This window comes from Streptomyces sp. NPDC037126 (genome assembly GCF_055605965.1).
In genome coordinates, this window is sequence record NZ_JBVJTD010000003.1 from 573506 (window position 1) to 594981 (window position 21476).

At 70.4% G+C, this 21476-nt stretch carries 18 protein-coding genes and 4 tRNA genes; 12 read left to right on the plus strand and 10 right to left on the minus strand.

Translation table 11 applies throughout. The annotated features are described in order from the left end of the window. The first annotated feature begins 28 nt into the window (after positions 1–28). The 3 genes from ACZ7FF_RS11260 (at position 29) to purM (ending at position 3323) form a co-directional block, all read left to right on the plus strand. Positions 29–484, plus strand: coding sequence for an META domain-containing protein (locus ACZ7FF_RS11260; RefSeq protein WP_470811364.1), 456 nt, complete (start codon positions 29–31; stop codon positions 482–484). 201 nt (positions 485–685) lie between these two features. Then, positions 686–2215, plus strand: coding sequence for an amidophosphoribosyltransferase (gene purF / locus ACZ7FF_RS11265; protein WP_470811366.1), 1530 nt, complete (start codon positions 686–688; stop codon positions 2213–2215). A gap of 34 nt (positions 2216–2249) precedes the next feature. After that, positions 2250–3323: a phosphoribosylformylglycinamidine cyclo-ligase gene (gene purM, locus ACZ7FF_RS11270; RefSeq protein ID WP_470811368.1), complete on the plus strand. Its 1074-nt coding sequence runs from the start codon at positions 2250–2252 to the stop codon at positions 3321–3323. 80 nt (positions 3324–3403) lie between these two features. Here purM and ACZ7FF_RS11275 read toward each other — a convergent pair whose 3' ends face one another. Together ACZ7FF_RS11275 and ACZ7FF_RS11280 are read right to left on the minus strand one after the other, a co-directional pair. After that, positions 3404–3655: a DUF3073 domain-containing protein gene (locus ACZ7FF_RS11275; RefSeq protein ID WP_470811369.1), complete on the minus strand. Its 252-nt coding sequence runs from the start codon at positions 3653–3655 to the stop codon at positions 3404–3406. Between the two features lie 290 nt (positions 3656–3945). Next, a complete protein-coding gene (locus tag ACZ7FF_RS11280) occupies positions 3946–5052 on the minus strand; it encodes a Leu/Phe/Val dehydrogenase (protein ID WP_470811370.1) in 1107 nt (368 codons plus the stop codon). 199 nt (positions 5053–5251) lie between these two features. Here ACZ7FF_RS11280 and ACZ7FF_RS11285 point away from each other — a divergent pair, with 199 nt between their 5' ends. Both ACZ7FF_RS11285 and bldC read left to right on the plus strand, forming a co-directional pair. Further along, positions 5252–6094 (plus strand): DUF8083 family protein, encoded by an 843-nt coding sequence (locus tag ACZ7FF_RS11285; protein WP_470811371.1) that lies wholly within the window; start codon positions 5252–5254, stop codon positions 6092–6094. 555 nt (positions 6095–6649) lie between these two features. Further along, a complete protein-coding gene (gene bldC, locus ACZ7FF_RS11290) occupies positions 6650–6856 on the plus strand; it encodes a developmental transcriptional regulator BldC (RefSeq protein ID WP_003949541.1) in 207 nt (68 codons plus the stop codon). A gap of 461 nt (positions 6857–7317) precedes the next feature. On the opposite strand, the gene ACZ7FF_RS11295 is transcribed toward bldC, so the two are convergent. The 3 genes from ACZ7FF_RS11295 to hrpA form a co-directional block, all read right to left on the minus strand. Beyond that, positions 7318–7509 carry a DUF6274 family protein gene (locus ACZ7FF_RS11295; RefSeq protein WP_470811373.1) on the minus strand — a complete coding sequence of 64 codons (192 nt, stop codon included), beginning with the start codon at positions 7507–7509 and terminating at the stop codon, positions 7318–7320. 271 nt (positions 7510–7780) lie between these two features. Continuing rightward, positions 7781–7855, minus strand: a tRNA-Asp gene (locus tag ACZ7FF_RS11300). Between the two features lie 97 nt (positions 7856–7952). Continuing rightward, complete coding sequence (hrpA, locus tag ACZ7FF_RS11305; protein ID WP_470811375.1) at positions 7953–11897, minus strand: ATP-dependent RNA helicase HrpA; 3945 nt, start codon at positions 11895–11897, stop codon at positions 7953–7955. Between the two features lie 114 nt (positions 11898–12011). Here hrpA and ACZ7FF_RS11310 point away from each other — a divergent pair, with 114 nt between their 5' ends. Next, positions 12012–13070, plus strand: coding sequence for an ABC-2 transporter permease (locus ACZ7FF_RS11310; protein WP_470811376.1), 1059 nt, complete (start codon positions 12012–12014; stop codon positions 13068–13070). Here ACZ7FF_RS11310 and ACZ7FF_RS11315 read toward each other — a convergent pair. Then, positions 13067–13396 carry a hypothetical protein gene (locus ACZ7FF_RS11315; protein ID WP_470811378.1) on the minus strand — a complete coding sequence of 110 codons (330 nt, stop codon included), beginning with the start codon at positions 13394–13396 and terminating at the stop codon, positions 13067–13069. The genes ACZ7FF_RS11310 and ACZ7FF_RS11315 overlap by 4 nt on opposite strands. A gap of 505 nt (positions 13397–13901) precedes the next feature. Between ACZ7FF_RS11315 and ACZ7FF_RS11320 the strand changes: the two genes are divergently transcribed. From ACZ7FF_RS11320 to ACZ7FF_RS11330, 3 genes are read left to right on the plus strand one after another with little or no spacing between them, the layout of a single operon-like run. Next, the gene (locus ACZ7FF_RS11320) at positions 13902–14255 is read left to right on the plus strand and encodes a WXG100 family type VII secretion target (protein WP_470811379.1); all 354 of its coding nucleotides are present in this window, start codon (positions 13902–13904) and stop codon (positions 14253–14255) included. Continuing rightward, on the plus strand, positions 14252–15517 hold the full coding sequence (locus ACZ7FF_RS11325; RefSeq protein ID WP_470811381.1) for a WXG100-like domain-containing protein: 1266 nt from the start codon (positions 14252–14254) through the stop codon (positions 15515–15517). Before ACZ7FF_RS11320 ends, ACZ7FF_RS11325 begins: the two co-directional genes overlap by 4 nt. After that, positions 15517–15750 (plus strand): hypothetical protein, encoded by a 234-nt coding sequence (locus ACZ7FF_RS11330; RefSeq protein ID WP_470811382.1) that lies wholly within the window; start codon positions 15517–15519, stop codon positions 15748–15750. The genes ACZ7FF_RS11325 and ACZ7FF_RS11330 overlap by 1 nt, the downstream gene beginning before the upstream one ends. A 271-nt stretch (positions 15751–16021) precedes the next feature. On the opposite strand, the gene ACZ7FF_RS11335 is transcribed toward ACZ7FF_RS11330, so the two are convergent. From ACZ7FF_RS11335 to ACZ7FF_RS11350, 4 genes are all read right to left on the minus strand, one after another. Continuing rightward, positions 16022–16098, minus strand: a tRNA-Phe gene (locus ACZ7FF_RS11335). A gap of 24 nt (positions 16099–16122) precedes the next feature. Next, positions 16123–16197 (minus strand) — tRNA-Asp (locus ACZ7FF_RS11340). Positions 16198–16235: 38 nt separating this feature from the next. Next, positions 16236–16308: transfer RNA gene (locus tag ACZ7FF_RS11345), tRNA-Glu, on the minus strand. 80 nt (positions 16309–16388) lie between these two features. After that, positions 16389–17945: a metallophosphoesterase family protein gene (locus ACZ7FF_RS11350; RefSeq protein WP_470811384.1), complete on the minus strand. Its 1557-nt coding sequence runs from the start codon at positions 17943–17945 to the stop codon at positions 16389–16391. A gap of 82 nt (positions 17946–18027) precedes the next feature. Between ACZ7FF_RS11350 and ACZ7FF_RS11355 the strand changes: the two genes are divergently transcribed. From ACZ7FF_RS11355 to ACZ7FF_RS11365, 3 genes are all read left to right on the plus strand, one after another. Then, the gene (locus ACZ7FF_RS11355) at positions 18028–18378 is read left to right on the plus strand and encodes a metallopeptidase family protein (protein WP_470811385.1); all 351 of its coding nucleotides are present in this window, start codon (positions 18028–18030) and stop codon (positions 18376–18378) included. Between the two features lie 131 nt (positions 18379–18509). Next, on the plus strand, positions 18510–19028 hold the full coding sequence (locus ACZ7FF_RS11360) for a hypothetical protein (RefSeq protein WP_470811387.1): 519 nt from the start codon (positions 18510–18512) through the stop codon (positions 19026–19028). Positions 19029–19265: 237 nt separating this feature from the next. After that, complete coding sequence (locus ACZ7FF_RS11365; protein ID WP_470811389.1) at positions 19266–21380, plus strand: DEAD/DEAH box helicase; 2115 nt, start codon at positions 19266–19268, stop codon at positions 21378–21380. The last annotated feature ends 96 nt before the right edge of the window (positions 21381–21476 follow it).

A 21476-nucleotide genomic window follows, 5' to 3' on the forward strand; every position in this document is an offset into this window, starting at 1 on the left:
GGCGGCACCGGTTCGCCGTCGAATCCGTATGAACCGGCACAAGCAGCACATGACCCTGGCGGTGGCGTCCCTGCTCGTCCCGCTCACGGTGGCCTGCGGCAACGAGATGGCGGAGAGTGGTGCGGTGACCTCCGGTGAACCGGTGACCGGCGTCGAGTGGCGCGTCGTGAGCGTCACCGCCGACGGCACCACCCACAGCGCCCCCGCCGTCGCCCGCCTGCGCATCGACCCCGACGGCGGGGCGGCGGGCAACCTCGGCTGCAACACCTTCAGTGCAACGGCCACCGTGAACGGCGACCGGATCACCTTCGGCGCCCTGCGCACGACCAAGATGGCCTGCGACAGCGCTCGGATGGCGTTCGAGCGGCTCCTCGCCCGGGCGCTCGGCGGCCAGACGCTCACCGGTACGAGCGAACACGGGGGGCTCACGCTCACCACGAGTCACGGCGAGCGCGTGAACCTCACCCGTGGCGCCTCCGAATGATGTGCGACACCTCACTCACGTACCCGGCGAACAACCCGGAGAGCGGCCCCCGCCGGCGGTGAGGCGACCGCCCCTGCGTCCATGAAATCTGGCTGACCTGCGGAAACGCAGAAACCACCAAGGTGATCGCGATCGGTGGCCTCGTCGGGACCGCCCATCCCCAATTCGGACCAGTGGTCGACCTCGCCTACACTCGGTGCCGTGCCACGTGGTGACGGTCGACTCAATCACGATCTGCTTCCCGGCGAAAAAGGCCCCCAGGACGCTTGCGGCGTCTTCGGTGTCTGGGCTCCTGGTGAAGAGGTCGCAAAGCTCACGTACTTCGGGCTCTACGCCCTCCAGCACCGGGGTCAGGAATCCGCGGGAATCGCGGTCAGCAACGGCTCCCAGATCCTCGTCTTCAAGGACATGGGCCTGGTCTCCCAGGTCTTCGACGAAACCTCGCTCGGTTCGCTCCAGGGTCACATCGCGGTCGGACACGCCCGCTACTCGACCACCGGCGCCTCCGTGTGGGAGAACGCCCAGCCGACGTTCCGCGCCACCGCGCACGGCTCGATCGCGCTCGGCCACAATGGCAACCTGGTCAACACGGCGCAGCTCGCCGAGATGGTCGCCGAACTCCCGAACGACAACAACAGCCGCTCCACCCGCGTCGCGGCCACCAACGACACCGACCTGCTGACGGCCCTGCTGGCCGCCCAGGTCGACGAGGACGGCAAGCCGCTGACCATCGAGGAGGCCGCCCACACGGTCCTCCCGAAGGTGCGGGGCGCCTTCTCCCTCGTCTTCATGGACGAGCACACCCTCTACGCCGGCCGCGACCCGCAGGGCATCCGCCCGCTGGTCCTCGGCCGCCTGGAGCGCGGCTGGGTGGTCGCCTCCGAGTCCGCCGCCCTCGACATCTGCGGCGCGAGCTTCGTGCGCGAGATCGAGCCGGGCGAGTTCGTCGCCATCGACGAGAACGGCCTGCGCAGCTCCCGATTCGCGGAAGCGAAGCCCAAGGGCTGTGTCTTCGAGTACGTGTACCTGGCCCGCCCGGACACCGACATCGCCGGCCGGAACGTGTACCTCTCCCGCGTGGAGATGGGCCGCCGGCTCGCCAAGGAAGCCCCGGTCGACGCCGATCTGGTCATAGCGACGCCGGAGTCGGGCACCCCGGCCGCCATCGGCTACGCCGAGGCCTCCGGCATCCCCTTCGGCAGCGGCCTGGTGAAGAACGCCTATGTGGGCCGTACGTTCATCCAGCCCTCGCAGACCATCCGCCAGCTGGGCATCCGCCTGAAGCTGAACCCGCTGAAGGAAGTCATCAAGGGCAAGCGCCTGGTCGTCGTGGACGACTCGATCGTGCGCGGCAACACCCAGCGGGCCCTGGTCCGCATGCTCCGCGAGGCGGGCGCGGCCGAGGTCCACATCCGGATCTCCTCGCCGCCCGTGAAGTGGCCCTGCTTCTTCGGCATCGACTTCGCCACCCGCGCCGAGCTGATCGCCAACGGCATGTCGATCGAGGAGATCGGCACCAGCCTCGGCGCCGACTCCCTCTCTTACATCTCCATCGACGGCATGATCGAGGCGACCACCATCGCCAAGCCGAACCTGTGCCGCGCCTGCTTCGACGGCGAGTACCCGATGGAGCTGCCGGACCCGGAGCTGCTCGGCAAGCAGCTGCTGGAGACCGAGCTGGCGGCCGGTCCCGCCGCCACGGCCGCGGCCGACGCGATCCGTCGCCCGTAAGCCCCGTAGAAACCAACCCGAAAGATCCCAGGCAATGTCTGAGAGCCGTTCCACCGGTGCTTCCTACGCGGCTGCCGGAGTCGACATCGAGGCGGGCGACCGCGCCGTCGAGCTGATGAAGGAGTGGGTGAAGAAGACCCAGCGCCCCGAGGTCCTGGGCGGCCTCGGCGGCTTCGCCGGACTCTTCGACGCCTCCGCCCTCAAGCGCTACGAGCGCCCGCTGCTCGCCTCCGCCACGGACGGCGTCGGCACCAAGGTCGATGTCGCGCGCCGCATGGGCGTCTACGACACCATCGGCCACGACCTGGTCGCCATGGTCATGGACGACATCGTGGTGTGCGGTGCCGAGCCGCTGTTCATGACCGACTACATCTGCGTCGGCAAGGTCCACCCCGAGCGGGTCGCCGCCATCGTCAAGGGCATCGCCGAGGGCTGTGTGCTGGCCGGCTGCGCGCTGGTGGGCGGCGAGACGGCCGAGCACCCGGGCCTGCTCGGCGAGGACGACTTCGACGTCGCCGGCGCCGGCACGGGCGTCGTGGAGGCCGACCGGCTGCTCGGCGCGGATCGTATCCGCAAGGGTGACGCCGTGATCGCCATGGCGTCCTCCGGGCTTCACTCGAACGGGTACTCCCTGGTCCGCCACGTCCTGCTGAACACCGCGGGCCTGGCCCTGGAGTCGGAGGTGGCCGAGCTGGGCCGCACCCTCGGCGAGGAGCTGCTGGAGCCCACCAAGATCTACTCGCTGGACTGCCTGGCGCTGACCCGCACCACCGACGTGCACGCGTTCTCGCACATCACGGGCGGCGGCCTCGCGGCCAACCTGGCCCGGGTGATCCCGGACGGCCTGCACGCCGTGGTCGACCGCGCCACCTGGACCCCCGGCGCGATCTTCGAGCTGGTCGGCAGCACCGGGAACGTCGAGCGCCTGGAGCTGGAGAAGACCCTCAACATGGGCGTCGGCATGATGGCGATCGTCCCCGAGGAGTCCGCCGAGGTGGCCCTGGCGACGCTGGCCGACCGTGGTGTCGACGCATGGGTGGCCGGCGAGATCACCGACCGCGGTGACCGGGAGACCGGCGCCGAGCTGGTCGGTACGTACGCGGTCTGAGGCGCCGGGCGCTGAACCCGCAGGTAGCACAGAACCCGGTCGGTGGCAGTGCCACCGACCGGGCGGGTGCTAGTACTGGGTCAAGCGCCGCGACGGTGCTGTGAGGGACCCTCGTCCTCGTCCTCGTCGTCGTCCTCATAGAGGTCGGCGTAGCGAGAATAGAGATCGTCGTCGTCGTTCTCATCGTCCTCGAACGGCTCGCCGTTCGGCGGCTGGCTCGAAGTCGATGCGCCCAGTTCACTGGCCAGACGTGACAGATCAGTCCCACCGCTGTTGTACTTCAGCTGGCGGGCGACCTTTGTCTGCTTGGCCTTGGCCCGGCCGCGCCCCATGGCTCGACCCCCTCGGTGACGGGGCTCGACGGCCCCAGAGTCTGACACGCGTTCATGATCCGGAACGGACCCTCCGTAGAGAGGCCGGTCCGTAGGGCTTCCACGGTACCTGAGCCCGCGCCCATACGGTACGTCGCCCGCAGCACGCGCGTGTGCACAGGACCTTCGAGGCGCCCCGTCCTCGCTGGTCAGTGGCGATTTTAACCACTTATCGGGGAACGACCCGCCGGTGGGAGTGAGAGTTCTCTCTAAGTTCCCGCCGGCGGGTACCGCTCACGTGTGCGACGGAGTCACCGGGCGGGGTGGCCCGCGCGTGCCTCGGCCATCCGCTGCTCGGCGATCCGGTCGGCCGCGGCGGCCGGCGGAATCCCGTCTTCCTTCGCACGTGCGAATATGGCCAGCGTGGTGTCGAAGATCCTCGCCGCCTTGACCTTGCACCGGTCGAAGTCGAACCCGTGCAACTCGTCGGCCACCTGGATGACCCCGCCCGCGTTCACCACGTAGTCCGGCGCGTAGAGGATCCCGCGGTCGGCGAGGTCCTTCTCCACGCCCGGGTGGGCGAGCTGGTTGTTCGCGGCGCCGCACACCACCCGGGCGGTGAGCACCGGCACGGAGCCGTCGTTCAGGGCGCCACCGAGGGCGCAGGGGGCGTAGACGTCCAGTCCCTCGACCCGGATCAGCGTCTCGGTGTCGGTGACCGCCGTGACGCCCTCGGGGTGCTGGTCGAGGATCCGCCGGACGGCGTCCGCGCGCACGTCCGTGACGACGACCTCGGCGCCCTCGTCCAGCAGGTGCCGGACCAGGTGGTGGCCGACCTTGCCGACACCGGCGACGCCGACCTTGCGGCCGCGCAGCGAGGGGTCGCCCCACAGGTGCTGGGCGGAGGCGCGCATGCCCTGGTAGACGCCGAAGGCGGTGAGCACGGAGGAGTCGCCGGCGCCGCCGTTCTCGGGGGAGCGGCCGGTGGTCCAGCGGCATTCGCGGGCGACCACGTCCATGTCGGCGACGTACGTGCCGACGTCGCACGCGGTCACGTAGCGACCGCCGAGCGAGGCGACCATGCGCCCGTAGGCGAGGAGCAACTCGTCGGTCTTGTCGCGCTCCGGGTCGCCGATGATCACGGCCTTGCCGCCGCCGTGGTCCAGACCGGCCATGGCGTTCTTGTACGACATTCCGCGCGCGAGGTTGAGGGCGTCGGCCACGGCGGCGGCCTCGGTCGCGTACGGGTAGAAGCGCGTCCCGCCGAGGGCCGGGCCCAGGGCGGTGGAGTGGATGGCGATCACGGCTTTGAGGCCGGTGGCGCGGTCCTGGCAGAGCACGACCTGCTCATGGCCGCCCTGGTCCGAGTGGAACAGGGTGTTCAGGACATCAGCAGACGCGCCGGTTACGTCGGTCACTGTGGTGACTCCTGTGTAAGTAGCGGCGAGTGGGGACGGACCCCGTGCGGGTGGCGGGGTGCCGTGGCATGAGCGTAGAGCCTCGGCACGACCACCATCCGCGCAGTGTTCAGGATCACTCTCCCGTGGCGTTCGCGCACGCATGAGCGTGGCACGATTTGCAGTGTTTCGAGCCGGGTCCGATGGGGAGGGAGCAGGCGTGCCGAAGGTGTCCCCCGTGGTCGTCCCCTATGCCGCGTACCTGCGCGTGTACGAGCCGCTGGCCGCCTTCCCGGAGCCGGAGCGCAGCCACTGGGCGCGCTACGCCGGCCGCCCAGGGCGTCCCTCCTATCAGGACGAACTGCGCCGCTCCCTCGCCGACTTGCTGCCCACCCCGCCGGTCGCGGTGCCGGTGCACGAGAGCAGCGACGCCTTCGTGCTGGAGGTCGACGGGGTGACCTGCGTGTGCCCCTGGCGGACCAGGCTGCGCGGCTGGCAGGCGCTGGAGGACCTGCCGGGGGAGCTGCCCCCGACGGTGCTGGACGCGGTGCTGCCCCCGGTGGTGCGCAGGCAGGCGGCCCAGGACTACGAGCGCTGGCTGGCCCGCAATCCCGACGCCCGCCCGTGGATCCGCACGTCGACCTGGCAGGTGCCGCTGAACTGGTTCGTGCTGGTCTCGGACGAGGAGCGCCTGCACGAGAAGGGGACCGCCGAGGTGCCCCCGGTGCTGCGCTACCGCACGCCCATGGTCCAGGCCCGGCGCCGGGTGGCGCGGGCGCTGCGCACCCTGAAGGACACCGTCGAGGAAGGCCCGCTGATCGACGGCCTGGTGGACGTCGGCCGCTGGCTCGAGGAGTTCCACCCGCGCTCGTTGGTGGAGCTGGACTACGGCGGTCTGGTGCACGTGGTGCCGGCCGGTGAGCTGGAGGACGACCGCTCGGCGGCGGACGTGGCCGCCGGCATCGAGGCGCTGCGCCGGGGCGACGGGGCGGCGGCCGGGGAGGCCTACACCCGGCTCGTGGAGCGGTGGCGGGCGGTCCGGGACCTGCGTTCGGCGAACTGACGTTTCAACAGAAACGCCACGAACGTGGCGCACGTCACAGCTGAGACGGCGTCGAACAGCGTACGGTCAAGGGCACTTCACCCCAGCTGACGAGATGTCCGCCCTGATCCGGGCGATTGCGTCAAGGATGGCTGAAGGGTGACGGACCGCACGTACGGGGCTCTTGCGCCTCTTCCCCCTCCTCATGCCAAAATAGGACAAGGAGTCCGGGGAGGGCTCCTTCCGCCCAACTGTGGTGCACTATGGGCGGAATCTCAGCATTGCACGCTTTGGGGGGTCTGGTGACTCCTGATCGTCCTGTGACTGATCGTCACAGTGGCGTGACTGTCCGCTATGGCATGGTCCATCGGCTTCCGTCGCTGATGAACACCTGGGAGGGCAATTCCATCGGTTTGGCCGACCGGGCTGGACAGATGGTGTAGTTGTAGTGCCGAGGACAAGCCGTTCGTCCTATAACCGACTCGACTCGCGTCCGCCATTTCGGGCAACGCGGGTCAAGGTGCAGAATTTAGAGGAAAGAACCGAGAAGGTTCGGTTCTCCCGAGGAGGCCGCTCATGACCGCTCGCACCCCTGATGCCGAGCCGCTGCTGACCCCGGCTGAGGTCGCCACCATGTTCCGTGTCGACCCCAAGACGGTCACGCGGTGGGCGAAGGCCGGCAAGCTCACTTCGATCCGCACGCTCGGCGGGCACCGCCGCTACCGCGAGGCCGAGGTCCGTGCCCTGCTCGCGGGCATCCCGCAGCAGCGTAGCGAGGCCTGAACAACTCAATACCGGGCAATACGGCAGGTCCCCCAACTGGCCGTGGCGCCCGAAACCCTAGCTCCAAGCGACGCGGGACCTGCCCCAACAGGACCCACGCCCAGGCCGAAGAGAACGTTGTAGGCAAGCGACACAGGGTGCGTCGTAGATCGCGCTGGACTCCGCCGGGTCCAGCGCGATCTTTTTTGTGCGCAGGTCGGGGGTGTGACGGCGGCTCTGTGGGGGGCCTTGTCGGAGTCTGGGGAGGGCTGTCGGAACGGCTGTGCGCGGCCCCGGGGAGCGGTGCAATTGCACATATTAAATTGACCCGTTGTAGGACGGGTGTAAATACCGCGGTTTTCAAAACTCATGCGGTGACTCCCGTCACATGCCGGGCCACTTGTTGCCTCCGGCATAGGTGCGCTAATGGAAGCGCCGGTTCCAGCGACCCGCGCGCACACGCGAGTTGGGGCCGCCGGCGGTCACGCCGTGCGGGGGCTCTCGTCCTCGGCGCTCTCCCCGTCGGCCTCCTGGGGGAGGGTGCCGGGGTCCATCGCCAGCCGCAGCAGGCGATGGCAGATCGGGCAGTGGCGGGTGAAGTGCCGGTAGGACGAGGCGGCCGACAGGTGTGCCCTCAGCAGCGCCCGCGTCTCGTGCCTGGCCGATGCCGCCATACGCCACCTCCGCGGACCGACGGGGGAACGGGCCCTGGTCCCTGGGTACCGGCGGAACGTGACGTCGTCAAGGGCGCGGGCGGCCGCCGGGACCGTGTCCGGCGCCCTCGGGCGGGTCCGGGGCGGTCACCGGCTCCTCGCCCGCCGCGCGGGCCCGCGCGCCATGCCCCCGGCCGCTCCCTCGGCCGCGTGGGCGGTGGCCTCGCGCGTCCCTGGTGCGGACGCACGACGAGGCCCGCATCCCCAGGGGATGCGGGCCTCGTTCGCTGTGCGGTCCTGACGGGATTTGAACCCGCGGCCTCCACCTTGACAGGGTGGCGAGCACTCCAAACTGCTCCACAGGACCAGGTTTCGCTTCGCTCCGCTTGCCGCGTTGCGCTGCGAGAACAGACTGTACAGGAGGGTGAGCCCCCTGGTCGAACTCACCCTCCGTGCGGGCCCGGCTACGGAACGGCCGCGTCGATCGCCTTCACGATCCGCTTGTCGGAGACGGGGTACGCGGTGCCCAGCGCATGGGCGAAGTAGCTCACCCGCAGCTCCTCGATCATCCAGCGGATGTCCAGGACCGAGGACGGCACCGGGCGGCCCTTGGGGAGCTGCTCCAGCAGCCAGGCGTACTCGTCCTGCATCTCGTGGACCTTCTCCATGCGGGTGGTGTCCCGCTGGACGCCCGTCGGCATCTGCTGCAGCCGCCGGTCGGCGGCCACCAGGTAGCGCATGAGGTCGGGAAGCCGGCGTATGCCCGCCCATGTGACGAAACCGGGCTTCACGAGGGCGTCCAGCTGCCCCCGTACGTCCGTCAGGTTCGCCAGCAGGGCGGGGCTGCGCGTCGCCTTCAGACGGCGCTCACAGGCCCCCCAGGCCGCCAGGACCTGCTGCACCTGGCCGACCGTGCGCACGGTCGTGTCCACGATCTCGGCGCGCACCTTGTCGTACAGCTTCCGGTACGACTCCTCGTCCCAGACGGGCCCGCCGAAGTCCGCGATCAGCTTGTCCGCCGCGGCCGTCGCGCAGTCGTCGAACAGGGCCTGGACGGACCCGTGCGGGGTGGCGGACAGGCCCAGCTTCTGCTGGTTGGTCAGCTTGTCGGACGCGAACTTCGCCGGGTTCACCGGGATGTTGCGCAGGATCAGGCGCCGGGTGCCCTTCCACATCGCCTCGGCCTGCTCGGCCTCGGTGTCGAAGAGGCGGACGGAGACCGTGTCGCCGTCGTCCACCAGGGCCGGGTACGCCTTCACCGGCTGGCCGGCCCGCCGGGTCTCGAAGACCCGGGAGAGCGTGCCGATCGTCCAGTCGGTCAGGCCCTTGCGCTCCAGGGACTCGCCGCCCTCGCGGGAGGCGGTGGCCGCGGCGGCCTGGGAGAGCGCCTTGCGGGCCTTCGGTTTCAGGCCGATCTTCAGCGACTCCAGGTCCTTGTCCTCGGCCAGCTTCCGGCGCCGTTCGTCGACGACCCGGAAGGTGATCCTGAGGTGGTCGGGGATCCTCGCGAGGTCGAAGTCCTCCGCCTCGAAGGGGACGCCGACCATGCGCCGCAGCTCCCGCGCCATGGTCACCGTCAGCGGCTCCTGCAGGGGCACCGCCCGCTCCAGGAACGCCCGCGCGTAGTTCGGCGCGGGCACGTAGTTCCGCCGGATCGGCTTGGGCAGGGAGCGGATCAGCTCCGTCACCAGCTCCTCCCGCAGGCCCGGGATCTGCCAGTCGAAGCCCTCCTCCGTGACCTGGTTGAGGACCTGCAGCGGGATGTGCACCGTGACGCCGTCGGCGTCCGCCCCCGGCTCGAACTGGTACGTCACCCGGAACGTGAGCGGGCCCTGGCGCCAGGAGTCGGGATAGTCGGCCTTGGTGACCGCCTCCGCCGACTCCCGGATGAGCATCTCCCGCTCGAAGTCCAGGAAGTCGGGCTGCTCATGGCGCTTGTGCTTCCACCAGGAGTCGAAGTGGGCGCCGGAGACCACGTGCTCGGGCACCCGCTGGTCGTAGAAGTCGAACAGCGTCTCGTCGTCCACGACGATGTCCCGGCGCCGGGCCCGGTGCTCCAGCTCCTCCACCTCGCTGAGGAGCCTGCGGTTGTCGGCGAAGAACTTGTGGTGCGTGCGCCAGTCGCCCTCCACGAGCGCGTTGCGGATGAACAGCTCGCGGGAGACCTCGGGGTCGATCCGGCCGTAGTTCACCTTCCGCTGGGCGACGATGGGGACGCCGTACAGCGTGACCTTCTCGTACGCCATCACGGCCGCCTGGTCCTTCTCCCAGTGCGGTTCGCTGTAGGTCCGCTTCAGGAGGTGCCCGGCGAGCGGCTCGACCCACTCCGGCTCGATCTTCGCGTTGACCCGCGCCCACAGCCGGCTGGTCTCCACCAGCTCGGCCGACATCACGAACTTCGGCTGCTTCCGGAACAGCGACGAGCCCGGGAAGACGGCGAACTTGGCGTTGCGGGCGCCCAGGTACTCGTTCTTGTTGCCGTCCTTCACGTCCTTCATGCCGACGTGGGAGAGGAGGCCGGCGAGGAGGGAGACGTGCACGCGGTCGGCGGGCGCCTCGTTCTCGTCGAGGTGGATGCCCATCTGCTTGGCGACCGTGCGCAGCTGGGTGTAGATGTCCTGCCACTCGCGGATGCGCAGGAAGTTCAGGTACTCCTGCTTGCACATCCGGCGGAAGGAGCTGGAGCCCCGCTCCTTCTGCTGTTCGCGGACGTACCGCCACAGGTTGAGGTAGGCGAGGAAGTCGCTGGTCTCGTCCTTGAAGCGGGCGTGCTGCTGGTCGGCCTGGGCCTGCTTGTCGGCCGGTCGCTCGCGCGGGTCCTGGATGGACAGCGCGGCCGCGATGACCATGACCTCCCGGACGCAGCCGTTCTTGTCGGCCTCCAGGACCATGCGGGCCAGGCGCGGGTCGACGGGCAGCTGGGCCAGTTTGCGGCCGGTGTCGGTGAGCCGCTTGCGGGGGTCCTTCTGCTCCGGGTCCAGCGCGCCCAGTTCCTGGAGCAGCTGGACGCCGTCGCGGATGTTGCGGTGGTCCGGCGGGTCGATGAAGGGGAACTTCTCGATGTCCCCGAGGCCGGCCGCGGTCATCTGGAGGATGACGCTCGCCAGGTTGGTCCGCAGGATCTCGGCGTCCGTGAACTCGGGGCGGGTGAGGAAGTCGTCCTCGGAGTACAGCCGGACGCAGATGCCGTCGGAGGTACGGCCGCAGCGGCCCTTGCGCTGGTTGGCGCTGGCCTGCGAGACCGGTTCGATGGGCAGCCGCTGGACCTTGGTGCGGTGGCTGTAGCGGCTGATCCGGGCGAAGCCGGGGTCGATGACGTACTTGATGCCGGGGACGGTCAGGGAGGTCTCGGCCACGTTCGTGGCCAGCACGATCCTGCGCCCGGTGTGCTGCTGGAAGACCCGGTGCTGCTCGGCGTGCGAGAGCCGCGCGTACAGCGGCAGGACCTCGGTGAACCGGTACTTCTTCTTCTCCAGCGCGTCCGCCGTGTCCCGGATCTCCCGCTCACCGGAGAGGAAGACGAGGATGTCGCCCTGTCCCTCCGCCATCAGCTCCTCGACGGCGTCGGTGATGGCCGTGATCTGGTCGCGGTCCGCGTCCTCGGACTCGTCCTCCAGGAGCGGCCGGTAGCGCACCTCCACGGGGTACGTCCGGCCGCTGACCTCGATGATCGGGGCGTCCCCGAAGTGCCGGGAGAAGCGCTCGGGGTCGATGGTCGCCGAGGTGATGACGACCTTCAGGTCGGGCCGTCTGGGCAGCAGCTGGGCGAGGTAGCCCATCAGGAAGTCGATGTTGAGGGACCGCTCGTGGGCCTCGTCGATGATGATCGTGTCGTAGGCGCGCAGCTCGCGGTCGGTCTGGATCTCCGCGAGCAGGATGCCGTCCGTCATCAGCTTGATGAAGGTGGCGTCCGGGTTCACCTGGTCGGTGAAGCGGACCTTCCAGCCGACGGACTCGCCGAGCGGCGTCCGCAGCTCCTCCGCCACGCGCTCGGCGACGGTGCGGGCGGCGATGCGGCGGGGCTGCGTGTGCCCGATCATCCCGCGCACCCCGCGCCCCAGCTCCACACAGATCTTCGGGATCTGCGTCGTCTTCCCGGACCCGGTCTCACCGGCGACGATGACGACCTGGTGGTCGCGGATGGCCGCCGCGATCTCGTCCTTCTTCTGGCTGACGGGCAGCTGCTCGGGGTAGGTGACGGCCGGTACGCGCACGCGCCGCTCGGCCATCCGGGCCTCGGCGCTGTCGATCTCACCCTCGATCTCGGTGAGGACGGCGGCACGGGCCTCCGGCTTGCGGATCTTGCGTGCGCCCTCGAGCCGCCGCCCGAGCCGGTGCGCGTCGCGCAGCGACAGCTCGGTCAGACGGGGGGCGAGGGTGCCGAGGGCGGGGGCGGGATGCGTAGACATACGCGATCCAGGATCTCACCCCGGCTGAAAAACACGCGAACGATTTGACCGGGGTGCGCGCGGCCCCTCCGGCACTCCCGGTGACATCCCGGCTTCTGTCCTAACTTGGTCGACATGCCGGACACACCGCACGGAGCGCACGGCCGGCCGCCCACCCGCGCCGAGCGCTGGGCGGCCTTCCGGGCGTCCCCCTTCCTGCCCGCCACCGTGCTGCTGCTGCTCATCGCCGCCGCGGCCGGGCTCTTCGCCGGTTCCTACACGTACGCCATGGCCAACCCGACCCCGCACAGCATCCCCACGGCGGTGACCGGCGCCCCCGGCCGTCCGGAGGCGCAGCGGTTCATCGCGGGGATGGAGCGGGCGCTGGACGCCTCGCTGCGGCTGCGCCCGTACGGCGGCCGGGCGGCGGCGGTGCGCGCGGTGGACGAGCAGCGGGTGTTCGCGGTCGTCGAGGCGCCCGCGGGCGGCCGGGTGGTCACGCTGGAGGTGTCGGGTGCGTCCGGCTCGACGGTCGCCCAGGTGCTCACGGAGGCGGCGGTGAAGGTGGGCGGCGCCACCGGCACGCCCGTCGTGGTCCACGATCTCAATCCGCTGCAGAAGGGCGATCCGCGGGGACTGGCGATCTTCTACATCTCGCTCGCCGCCGTGATCATCGGCATGGTCGGGTCGATCCAGCTCAGCGTGCACGCGCGAGCGCTGAACCCGCTGCAGCGCATCGGCGTCACCGTCGCCTACGCCGTGCTCGGCGGGTTCACCATCGCCGCGGTGGTCGACTGGTGGCTGGGGGCGGTGAGGCTGCCGTTCGTGCAGTCGTGGCTGATCCTCGCCCTGACGATGTTCACCACGGGCATGGTGTTCACGATGTTCAACACCCTGTTCGGGCGGTGGGCCATGCTGCCGACCTGGGGGCTGCTGGTGCTGCTCGGCAACCCCTCCTCCGGCGGTGCCGTGTCCTGGCCGCTGCTGCCGTCCCCGCTCGGGCTCATCGGCCGCTGGCTGCCGCCCGGCGCCTCGGTGAACGCCCAGCACACCGCGGTGTACTTCCGCGGCCACCAGCACGCGTTCCCGTTCCTGGTGCTGGCCGGCTGGGCGGCCGTCTCCTGCGCGGTCTTCCTGGTCCTGCGGGACCGGCACCCGGGCGGCCGCCCGGTCGGTCCCGTCGTCGTGGACTAGGGGGTGCGCTGGGCGGGCGGTGCCGAGGTGGTCGTGGCGGTCGTGGCCTCGGGGGGCCGGTGGGCCGCTCCGCCTCCCTGGGCGAAGGACTTCGCGGTGTTGGAGACGGCCTTGATGCCCAGGTAGGCGGTGGTCATGCTGCTCACCGCGGTGAAAGCGGCGGTGAGGATGCCGACGATCACCGACTTGTCGCCGTCGAGCCGCCAGACGCCGAAGATCGCGACCGCGGCGATGGCGAGGTTGCTGACCACGACCGCGAGCAGCCCGTAGCGCGCCCGGTCCTTCTCCAGCTCGACGTCCCCTGAGGATCCGGTCCCGCTGCTCATCGTCCCCCGCCTCGTAGCTGTGCCACCCGCGCGTCCACCTGCGCTCGGTCGTACCCACGCCGGACGACGTCGAAAACGGGCGCCTCGACCGCGGCGCCGGCGGCCAGGCGTGCCAGACAGGCGTCCACCTGGGCGCGGTCGTAACCCCGCCGCACGATGTCGAACCCCCGGAACCCGTCCCCCACATCGCCCCCCTGCGAACCGGCACGACGCCGCCCCAGACCCCGGCAGACCGCGCCCCGATCATAGGCCGCGCGCCCGGGTCCCGTGATCGCGTGCGGCCGAGGAAACTTCGACGCCGTACGCGTCCTTCCCCTGACGGATCAGGCCACCGTGCGAAACAGATCGAGACTGGATCGGCTTTCTGCCCGGCCTTCCGCGGCACATGCCCAGACCGTGGCCCCTGCCGATCACTAAGCTGTCGCCGGGCCCGCGGGACCACCTGCTCCCGGCCCACTCGGGGCCCGCGGATCGGCGCGCCGGTGAAGGGGACACGGACCAGGCCATGAGTGACGACAGCAGCGGTGAGATCCTCCACATCAAGATCGCCGATCTCAAGGCGACCGCACCGCACTTCCATACCCACGGCGCGGACTTGGCTAAGGCGCTCACGAAACTCAAGTCAGGTCTCGCGGGGGCCGGTTCACCCTGGGGTGACGACAGACAGGGCGCCGAGTTCCACAAACACTACGGCCCGCTGGTGACGAAGATGGAGAACGCCGCCGACATCCTGTCCCAGGGCCTGCAGAGCATCCATGACGCTATGAGTGACATGGCTGACGGCCACATCGACAACGAGGAACTCGTGCGCTCGATCTTCTCCCGAATCAGCATCAGGGGCGGTGACGCTGCCAAGTGAGTGCCGCGGACAAGGCGAAGGAGATCGTCAAGGACGTCACGGGCATGTGGTGGCCTGCAGCCGACGAGGACGCGCTGCGTGATGCGGCCAAGGTATGGCGGGCATTCGCCGACGACGTCGAGGATGTGCTGGTCGCGGCCAACAAGTCGGCCCGCGGCATTATCGAGCACAACAAGGGCGAAGCAATCAGCGCCTTCGACGACCCCTTCTGGCGGCGTTACTACCACGATGGCCACGGCTGGCTCAAGGACATGGTCGACGGCGCTCGGGACATGGCGAAGGCGCTCGACGGGTACGCCGATGCCGTACATGCCGCCGTCAAGCGGCTTGAGCAGGAACTGGAGATCGTCGGCGCGACCATCGTCGCCGGCACCGCGCTGGCCGTTTTCACTGCCGGTATCTCAGAGGCCGCCGCTGCGGCGGCGACCGCTGGCATCGTCGACCTCGCCGCCACGCTTGGCGTCACGGTCTCCACGGAGATTGCCACCATTGCGGGCACCACGCTTGCCACGGCCTCCATCGCGGGCATCGAGTCGGTCACCGTCGACTTGGCCGTCGCACAGCCGATGAAGATCGCCGCGGGGATGCAACGCGGATACAGCCTGGATGAGGCCAGCGACTCCGCGCTTACTGGCATGGCGTTCGGCGGCGTCCTGGGTGCCGGAGCCGGGGGAATTCAGGCAGCCGTCGACGCCGGGGGTGTCCGGAGCCTGTTCTTGGGAGCGGGTGCCGACCTGGACGGCCTGTCGACGGTGCCTGCCCCGCGTTTCAACGACGAATGGCTCACCGGAGCCCGCCGCCGCCCGCGCGACATCCTCGACGACCCGACCCAGACGCGATGGGCGGAAGCCGCCTACGACGACTTCCTGCAAAACCCGCGCGACATCCAGGCCATCAGCCGCAACACCCGAGGTGTGCCGCGTGCGAACGGTTCGACGGGGTTCTCCGAGCAAGAGATCGGCGCGATCAAGAAACACGTCTTCGACACCGAGCACCCGATCGAGGACTACGAGACGGGTCAGGTCGTCATCCGGAAATTCGACGCGGATGCCGAGATCGCGGATGCCTGGATCCGCCTTCGCTCGGGCAATGCGTTGCCCGAGGACCACGTTCTGCTGGAGCACGAACTGACTGAGCTCAGCTACCTGCGTGAACACCCCGGAGCCACCTACCAGGAGGCTCACCGTGTGGCGAACGAAACCTACAATTGGCAGAGCAAGGTTCCGCTGAACAAGCGCGAAGACTTCGAAGGTGAGTGGTGATGGCGTCCCTCGTCTACTTCAAGAAGGAGTCCGAGGACGGGGCGGTCATCCGCTACTCCTTCGGTGAGGACCCCGCGGAAATGACGCGGCTCCTGACCATGAACACGTATACGCGGACAGCTCAACCGGACGACGGTGACCTCGACTACACCTTCCTCAAGGCGTCCCGGAAGATCAACGCCGTGTATGACGAGCGGGCGCAGTGGCCGGAGCGCGGGATGAGCGTGAGCTGACCCCGAATCGGGTGCTTCCGAAGGCTATCGCCCCTGGTGAGGAGCGAGTCGGTGCCGACATGTGACGCAGGATGAACGTGCCGGAGCGGAGGAGGCCCGCGCAGGACGACTTGCCCGCGCCTACCGAAGCCGCGGGCATGATCGCCGGGCAGGTGGCGTCCGGCTGAGTGCCCCTGTCGTTCGCTGCGCCGGATGCCCTGGGCGGCGTAGACGGCACGAAAGAGCCCCTCTCCAGTGATGTCGGAGAGGGGCTCTTGCCCTGGTAGGGCTGTGGTGGCTGGGGCCGGGGTCGAACCGGCGACCTTCCGCTTTTCAGGCGGACGCTCGTACCAACTGAGCTACCCAGCCACGAGGTTTCCGGGGAAACCTCAGCGGTCCTGACGGGATTTGAACCCGCGGCCTCCACCTTGACAGGGTGGCGAGCACTCCAAACTGCTCCACAGGACCAAGCTGCTGCGTGCAACAGTGTCGCACACGATTCTGCGTGCCCCCAACGGGATTCGAACCCGTGCTACCGCCTTGAAAGGGCGGCGTCCTAGGCCGCTAGACGATGAGGGCTATCGGCCCGCCTGCGCGCTTCTCAGCGCGTCGGGGACGTGAGAAGCATATGGGATGGCGAGGGGTATCGCCAAAACGGTTTACGGACGGCCGCCGGAGGTCCCCGCTCCGCCGGACGCCGCGGGCGCGGGCCTCGCCCCCGGACGGTTGTCGTCGGCGAGGTGACGGCTGACCTCGGCCGTCGTCAGACCCAGCCCGCCCAGCTTGATCGCGTCCCAGGCCTGCAGCCTGTGGCTGTCCCGGTCGAAGTAGAGGACCGAGGCCTCGATCGGCGCCGGGTACTTGCCCTCCACCGCCCGCAGCCCGCTGCCGCCCGTCGAGCCCTCCATACGCAGCCGGGTCCCGTAGGGCAGCTTCTCGTCCCCCTCGTGGTGGAGGTGCCCGCACAGCACCAGCGGCACCTCGCCGTCCGTCTCGCGGGCCGCGGCCGGCTCGTGGGCGATGGCCACGTCCACGGGCGTGCCGGCCGCCCGCTGGGACCGCAGGGCGCTGGCCAGCCGGTCGCCCGCCAGCTGCTCGGACGCGTCGCCGCCGGGCACCACCGAGCGGTCGGGGGTGAACTGGGGGTCGCCGATGCCCGCGAAGCGCAGCCCGCCCACCGTCTGCGCGTGCCCGTCGTCCAGGACGTGGACGTTCCTCATGTGCTCCAGATATCCCTGGGTGGCCCTGGAGTCGTGGTTGCCCCGCACCCACACGTACGGCACGCCCAGGTCCGCGATCGGGTCCAGGAAGCCGTTCTCCGCGGCCGTGCCGTGGTCCATCGTGTCGCCCGAGTCCACGATCACGTTCACCTTGTACTGCTCCACCAGCGAGGCGATGATCTTCCAGCTCGCGGGGTTCAGATGGATGTCCGACACGTGCAGGACCCGGATGGTGGAGGGGTCCGGCTGGTAGGCGGGGAGCGTGGACGTGACGTCGTACAGCTTGGTCACGTTCGTCACCAGGCGGGCCAACTCCTGCTGGTAGACGTTGAATTCGGTGACGATGCTGCGCGCGTTGCCGATCACCGACGGCGCCGAGGACAGCAGCCCGGAGAACCTGGGCTCCAGCACCGACTTCGGGTTCCAGGTGGCGTACGCCGACGCGCCCGAGGCGGCGAGCAGCGCCAGGGCGAGTCCGCCGGCCGCGAGGGCCCGGCGCGGGCGCCGGTAGACCGCGAGGCCGAGGGCGGTGGCGCCGGCGACCACGGCGACGCAGGAGCGCACCGCGAGGTCGAGCGTGCCGTGCTCGACGTCGTGGACCACCTCGTCCTGGAGGCCGGAGATCCGCTCGGGGTGGTCGACCAGGGCCTGGGAGCGCAGCGGGTCCAGCTGGTCGACGTTCACGTCCAGGCGGACCGGGGCCACATGGCTGTCCAGGGTGAGCGCGCCCAGCGGGGACACGTTGATCTTCGTGCCGCCCGAGAGGGACGGGCGCAGCGCCATCGTCGTGTTCATCGGGCCGACCGGGGCCCGTACGTCGCCGACGACCAGCAGTCCCAGCCAGGCGCCGACGAGCACGACCGTCGCGAGGCCGAGCGCGCGGAGCCACGGCCTGGGCCGGGCGGCCAGTTCCAGGTCGGGGAGCGGGCGGGTGGGGCGGATGCGTGTCGAGGTCCGGTTCAGCATGCTCTTCAGCGCGACGGGGACACGGGCCATTGGTCCCGTATGCCCAAGCACGGGCGGGGCCATGCGACGATTCGCCCCTCTCGTACGGGGCCGCGTAACGGACAATGACCCTGTGCTGGAGATGACGCGCGAGGAGTTCGAGGAACTGGTCGCCGAGGCGCTCGACCGGATCCCGCCGGAGCTGACGCGGCTCATGGACAACGTGGCGGTGTTCGTGGAGGACGAACCGCCCACCGAAGATCCCGAGCTGCTCGGGCTCTACGAGGGAACCCCGCTGACCGACCGGGGCGAGTGGTACGCCGGGGTCCTGCCGGACCGGATCACGGTCTACCGGGGGCCGACGCTCAGGATGTGCGAGACCCGCGAGGACGTCGTCGCGGAGACGGAGGTGACGGTGGTGCACGAGATCGCCCACCACTTCGGCATCGACGACTCCCGGCTGCACACGCTCGGCTACGGGTGAGCGGCCGGGCCCGTCCCGTGGGCGGCCCGGGGGTGCGGCGGGCGAGTTGATGCGTACGCGGCGCGTGTCCTCCCGCGGGCGGCGGGAGTTGGTGAGGTTGACTCCTTTCCTTGCCCCCGGAGGTGGCCGCCGTGCGCCCCTTGTACGTACCCGCCCGTCTGGCCGTCACGGTGCTCGCCGTCTCCGTCGCCGCCGGCTGTGTGAACGTGGGCGACACCGCGGACCGGGTCAGGCCCTCGCACTCGGCGGGCCGGCACGGCGGCGAGGCCGCCGGCGGCGGCCCGGCGGCGGACGGCGTGGGCGGCCCCGGCCGCGAGGGCGCGGAGGGCGACGCCAAGCGCGGGCACGGCCGCAAGGCGAAGCCGGGGGAGTCGGGCTCGGCTTCCGCCACCCCCTCCGGTGGCGGCAGCGCCTCCGCGCCCCCGGCGAAGCCCCGGAAGTCCGGCGCCCCCGGGGACCCGGCGCCCAGCGAGGCCCAGCCGACGCCTCCGCCCACCACCGCCCCGCCCGCGCCGCCGGCCACCACCCCGCCGCCGCCCGTCTCGGACCCGCCCTCGGCCGAGCCGTCCTCGTCGGCGCACGAGGAGCCGGGGCCGCAGCTGGTGCAGCGCGAGCCCGCGCCGGAGCCCGTGGCGGGCCTGCCGGCCTGACCCGCGGGCGTGACCTGAGCCACTGCCGACCAGGGACTATGGGGCTCGGTTTGCGTTCAGGGGTGGTGGGTGCGTATGGTGGTAGATCGTTTGATCCCATTTGCCCGGCGCCACAGCAGAGCGCGCCGTGTGGCGCGTACTCTCCCTTGCCGTGGCGGACCGCATTGAGGCGGTCGTGTGCGAATCACGGAGTTGACGGGCGCGTGCCGACGAGACTCCGGAAGGTTTCGCATTCGCATGTCCGTGTCCAGTTCTGACCAGATTGTCATGTCCGAGAACGAGAACGAGTTCGAAGACGTGACGACCGAGACCACTGACACCCCTCAGATCACCTTCGCCGACCTCGGGCTCCCCGAGGGCATCGTGCGCAAGCTTGCGCAGAACGGCGTGACGACCCCCTTCCCGATCCAGGCCGCGACCATCCCGGACGCCCTGGCCGGCAAGGACATCCTCGGCCGTGGCCGCACCGGCTCCGGCAAGACCCTCTCCTTCGGTCTGCCGACCCTGGCCACGCTGGCCGGCGGCCGCACCCAGAAGCACAAGCCCCGCGCGATCATCCTCACCCCGACCCGTGAGCTGGCCATGCAGGTCGCCGACGCCCTCCAGCCGTACGGCGACGTCCTCGGCCTGAAGATGAAGGTCGTCTGCGGCGGCACCTCCATGGGCAACCAGATCTACGCCCTGGAGCGCGGTGTCGACATCCTCGTCGCCACCCCCGGCCGCCTGCGGGACATCATCAACCGCGGCGCCTGCTCCCTCGAGGACACCCAGATCGCCGTCCTCGACGAGGCCGACCAGATGTCCGACCTGGGCTTCCTGCCCGAGGTCACCGAGCTGCTCGACCAGGTCCCGGCCGGCGGCCAGCGGATGCTCTTCTCCGCCACGATGGAGAACGAGATCCAGACCCTCGTCGACCGCTACCTGAACAACCCCGTCTCCCACGAGGTGGACGCGGCCCAGGGCGCCGTCACGACGATGTCGCACCACATCCTCATCGTGAAGCCCAAGGACAAGGCGCCGGTCACCGCCGCGATCGCCTCCCGCAAGGGCCGCACGATCATCTTCGTCCGCACCCAGCTGGGCGCCGACCGCGTCGCCGAGCAGCTGCGCGAGGCCGGAGCGAAGGCCGACGCGCTGCACGGCGGCATGACCCAGGGCGCCCGTACCCGCACCCTGGCCGACTTCAAGGACGGTTACGTCAACGTCCTGGTCGCCACCGACGTCGCCGCCCGCGGCATCCACGTCGACGGCATCGACCTGGTCCTGAACGTGGACCCGGCCGGCGACCACAAGGACTACCTGCACCGCGCCGGCCGTACGGCTCGCGCCGGCCGCACCGGCACGGTCGTCTCCCTGTCGCTGCCGCACCAGCGTCGCCAGATCTTCCGCCTGATGGAGGACGCCGGCGTCGACGCCGCGCGCCACATCATCCAGGGCGCCGGCGCCTTCGACCCGGAGGTCGCCGAGATCACCGGCGCCCGCTCCATGACCGAGGTGCAGTCCGAGTCCGCCGCCAACGCCGCCCAGCAGGCCGAGCGCGAGGTCGCCCAGCTCACCAAGCAGCTGGAGCGCGCCCAGCGCCGCGCCGCCGAGCTGCGCGAGGAGGCCGACCGTCTGGTCGCCCGGGTCGCCCGCGACCGCGGCGAGGACCCGGAGGCCGCGGTGGCCGAGGCCCAGGCGACGGCGGCGCAGGAGCTGGCCGTCGTGGCCGAGGAGCCGGCGGAGCGGGAGACCGAGCGCGAGGAGCGTTCGTCGGCGGCTCCGTACGAGCGCCGGGAGCGCCGTGGCTACGAGCGCCGGGACGACCGGGGCGAGCGCGGTGACCGGGGTGGCCGTTCCTTCGAGCGCCGTGACGACCGCGGCGGCCGTGGCTTCGAGCGTCGCGACGACCGGGGTGACCGTGGCGGCCGTGGCTTCGAGCGCCGTGACGACCGTGGTGGCCGTTCCTTCGAGCGCCGTGACGACCGGGGTGACCGCGGCTTCGAGCGCCGTGACGACCGCGGTGGCCGTTCCTTCGAGCGCCGTGACGACCGCGGCTTCGAGCGTCGCGACGACCGGGGTGACCGTGGCGGCCGTGGCTTCGAGGGCCGTGACGAGCGCCGCCCGTTCGACCGTGACCGCGACCGCGGTGGGCGTTCCTTCGAGCGTCGTGACGACCGCGGTGGCTTCCGCCGGGACGAGCGCGGCGGGCACCGGGGCAGCGACCGGCCGTTCAACCGCGAGCGCCGCGACGACCGTCCGGGCTTCCGCTCCGGTGGCCACGAGCGCCCCTACGGCCGCCGTGACGACCACCGTGGCACCGGGTCCTTCGGCCGCCGCGACGACAAGCCGCGCTGGAAGCGCAACGGCTGACCTGAAGGCTGACGCGCCGGCCCGACCGGGTGGCGCGGACTGAGCCACGAAGGGCCCGTACGACCGACGTCGTGCGGGCCCTTCGCCGTGCCGCCT

What these genes read in the sequence shown, in the direction of transcription:
- ACZ7FF_RS11315 (WP_470811378.1), bottom strand. Translation starts at nt 13,396, where the DNA reads ATGAGCAGCGGGACCGGATCCTCAGGGGACGTCGAGCTGGAGAAGGAC.
- hrpA (WP_470811375.1), bottom strand. Translation starts at nt 11,897, where the DNA reads ATGTCTACGCATCCCGCCCCCGCCCTCGGCACCCTCGCCCCCCGTCTG.
- ACZ7FF_RS11310 (WP_470811376.1), top strand. Translation starts at nt 12,012, where the DNA reads ATGCCGGACACACCGCACGGAGCGCACGGCCGGCCGCCCACCCGCGCC.
- ACZ7FF_RS11365 (WP_470811389.1), top strand. Translation starts at nt 19,266, where the DNA reads ATGTCCGTGTCCAGTTCTGACCAGATTGTCATGTCCGAGAACGAGAAC.
- bldC (WP_003949541.1), top strand. Translation starts at nt 6,650, where the DNA reads ATGACCGCTCGCACCCCTGATGCCGAGCCGCTGCTGACCCCGGCTGAG.
- ACZ7FF_RS11275 (WP_470811369.1), bottom strand. Translation starts at nt 3,655, where the DNA reads ATGGGGCGCGGCCGGGCCAAGGCCAAGCAGACAAAGGTCGCCCGCCAG.
- ACZ7FF_RS11350 (WP_470811384.1), bottom strand. Translation starts at nt 17,945, where the DNA reads ATGGCCCGTGTCCCCGTCGCGCTGAAGAGCATGCTGAACCGGACCTCG.
- ACZ7FF_RS11295 (WP_470811373.1), bottom strand. Translation starts at nt 7,509, where the DNA reads ATGGCGGCATCGGCCAGGCACGAGACGCGGGCGCTGCTGAGGGCACAC.
- ACZ7FF_RS11260 (WP_470811364.1), top strand. Translation starts at nt 29, where the DNA reads ATGAACCGGCACAAGCAGCACATGACCCTGGCGGTGGCGTCCCTGCTC.
- ACZ7FF_RS11330 (WP_470811382.1), top strand. Translation starts at nt 15,517, where the DNA reads ATGGCGTCCCTCGTCTACTTCAAGAAGGAGTCCGAGGACGGGGCGGTC.
- purM (WP_470811368.1), top strand. Translation starts at nt 2,250, where the DNA reads ATGTCTGAGAGCCGTTCCACCGGTGCTTCCTACGCGGCTGCCGGAGTC.
- ACZ7FF_RS11320 (WP_470811379.1), top strand. Translation starts at nt 13,902, where the DNA reads ATGAGTGACGACAGCAGCGGTGAGATCCTCCACATCAAGATCGCCGAT.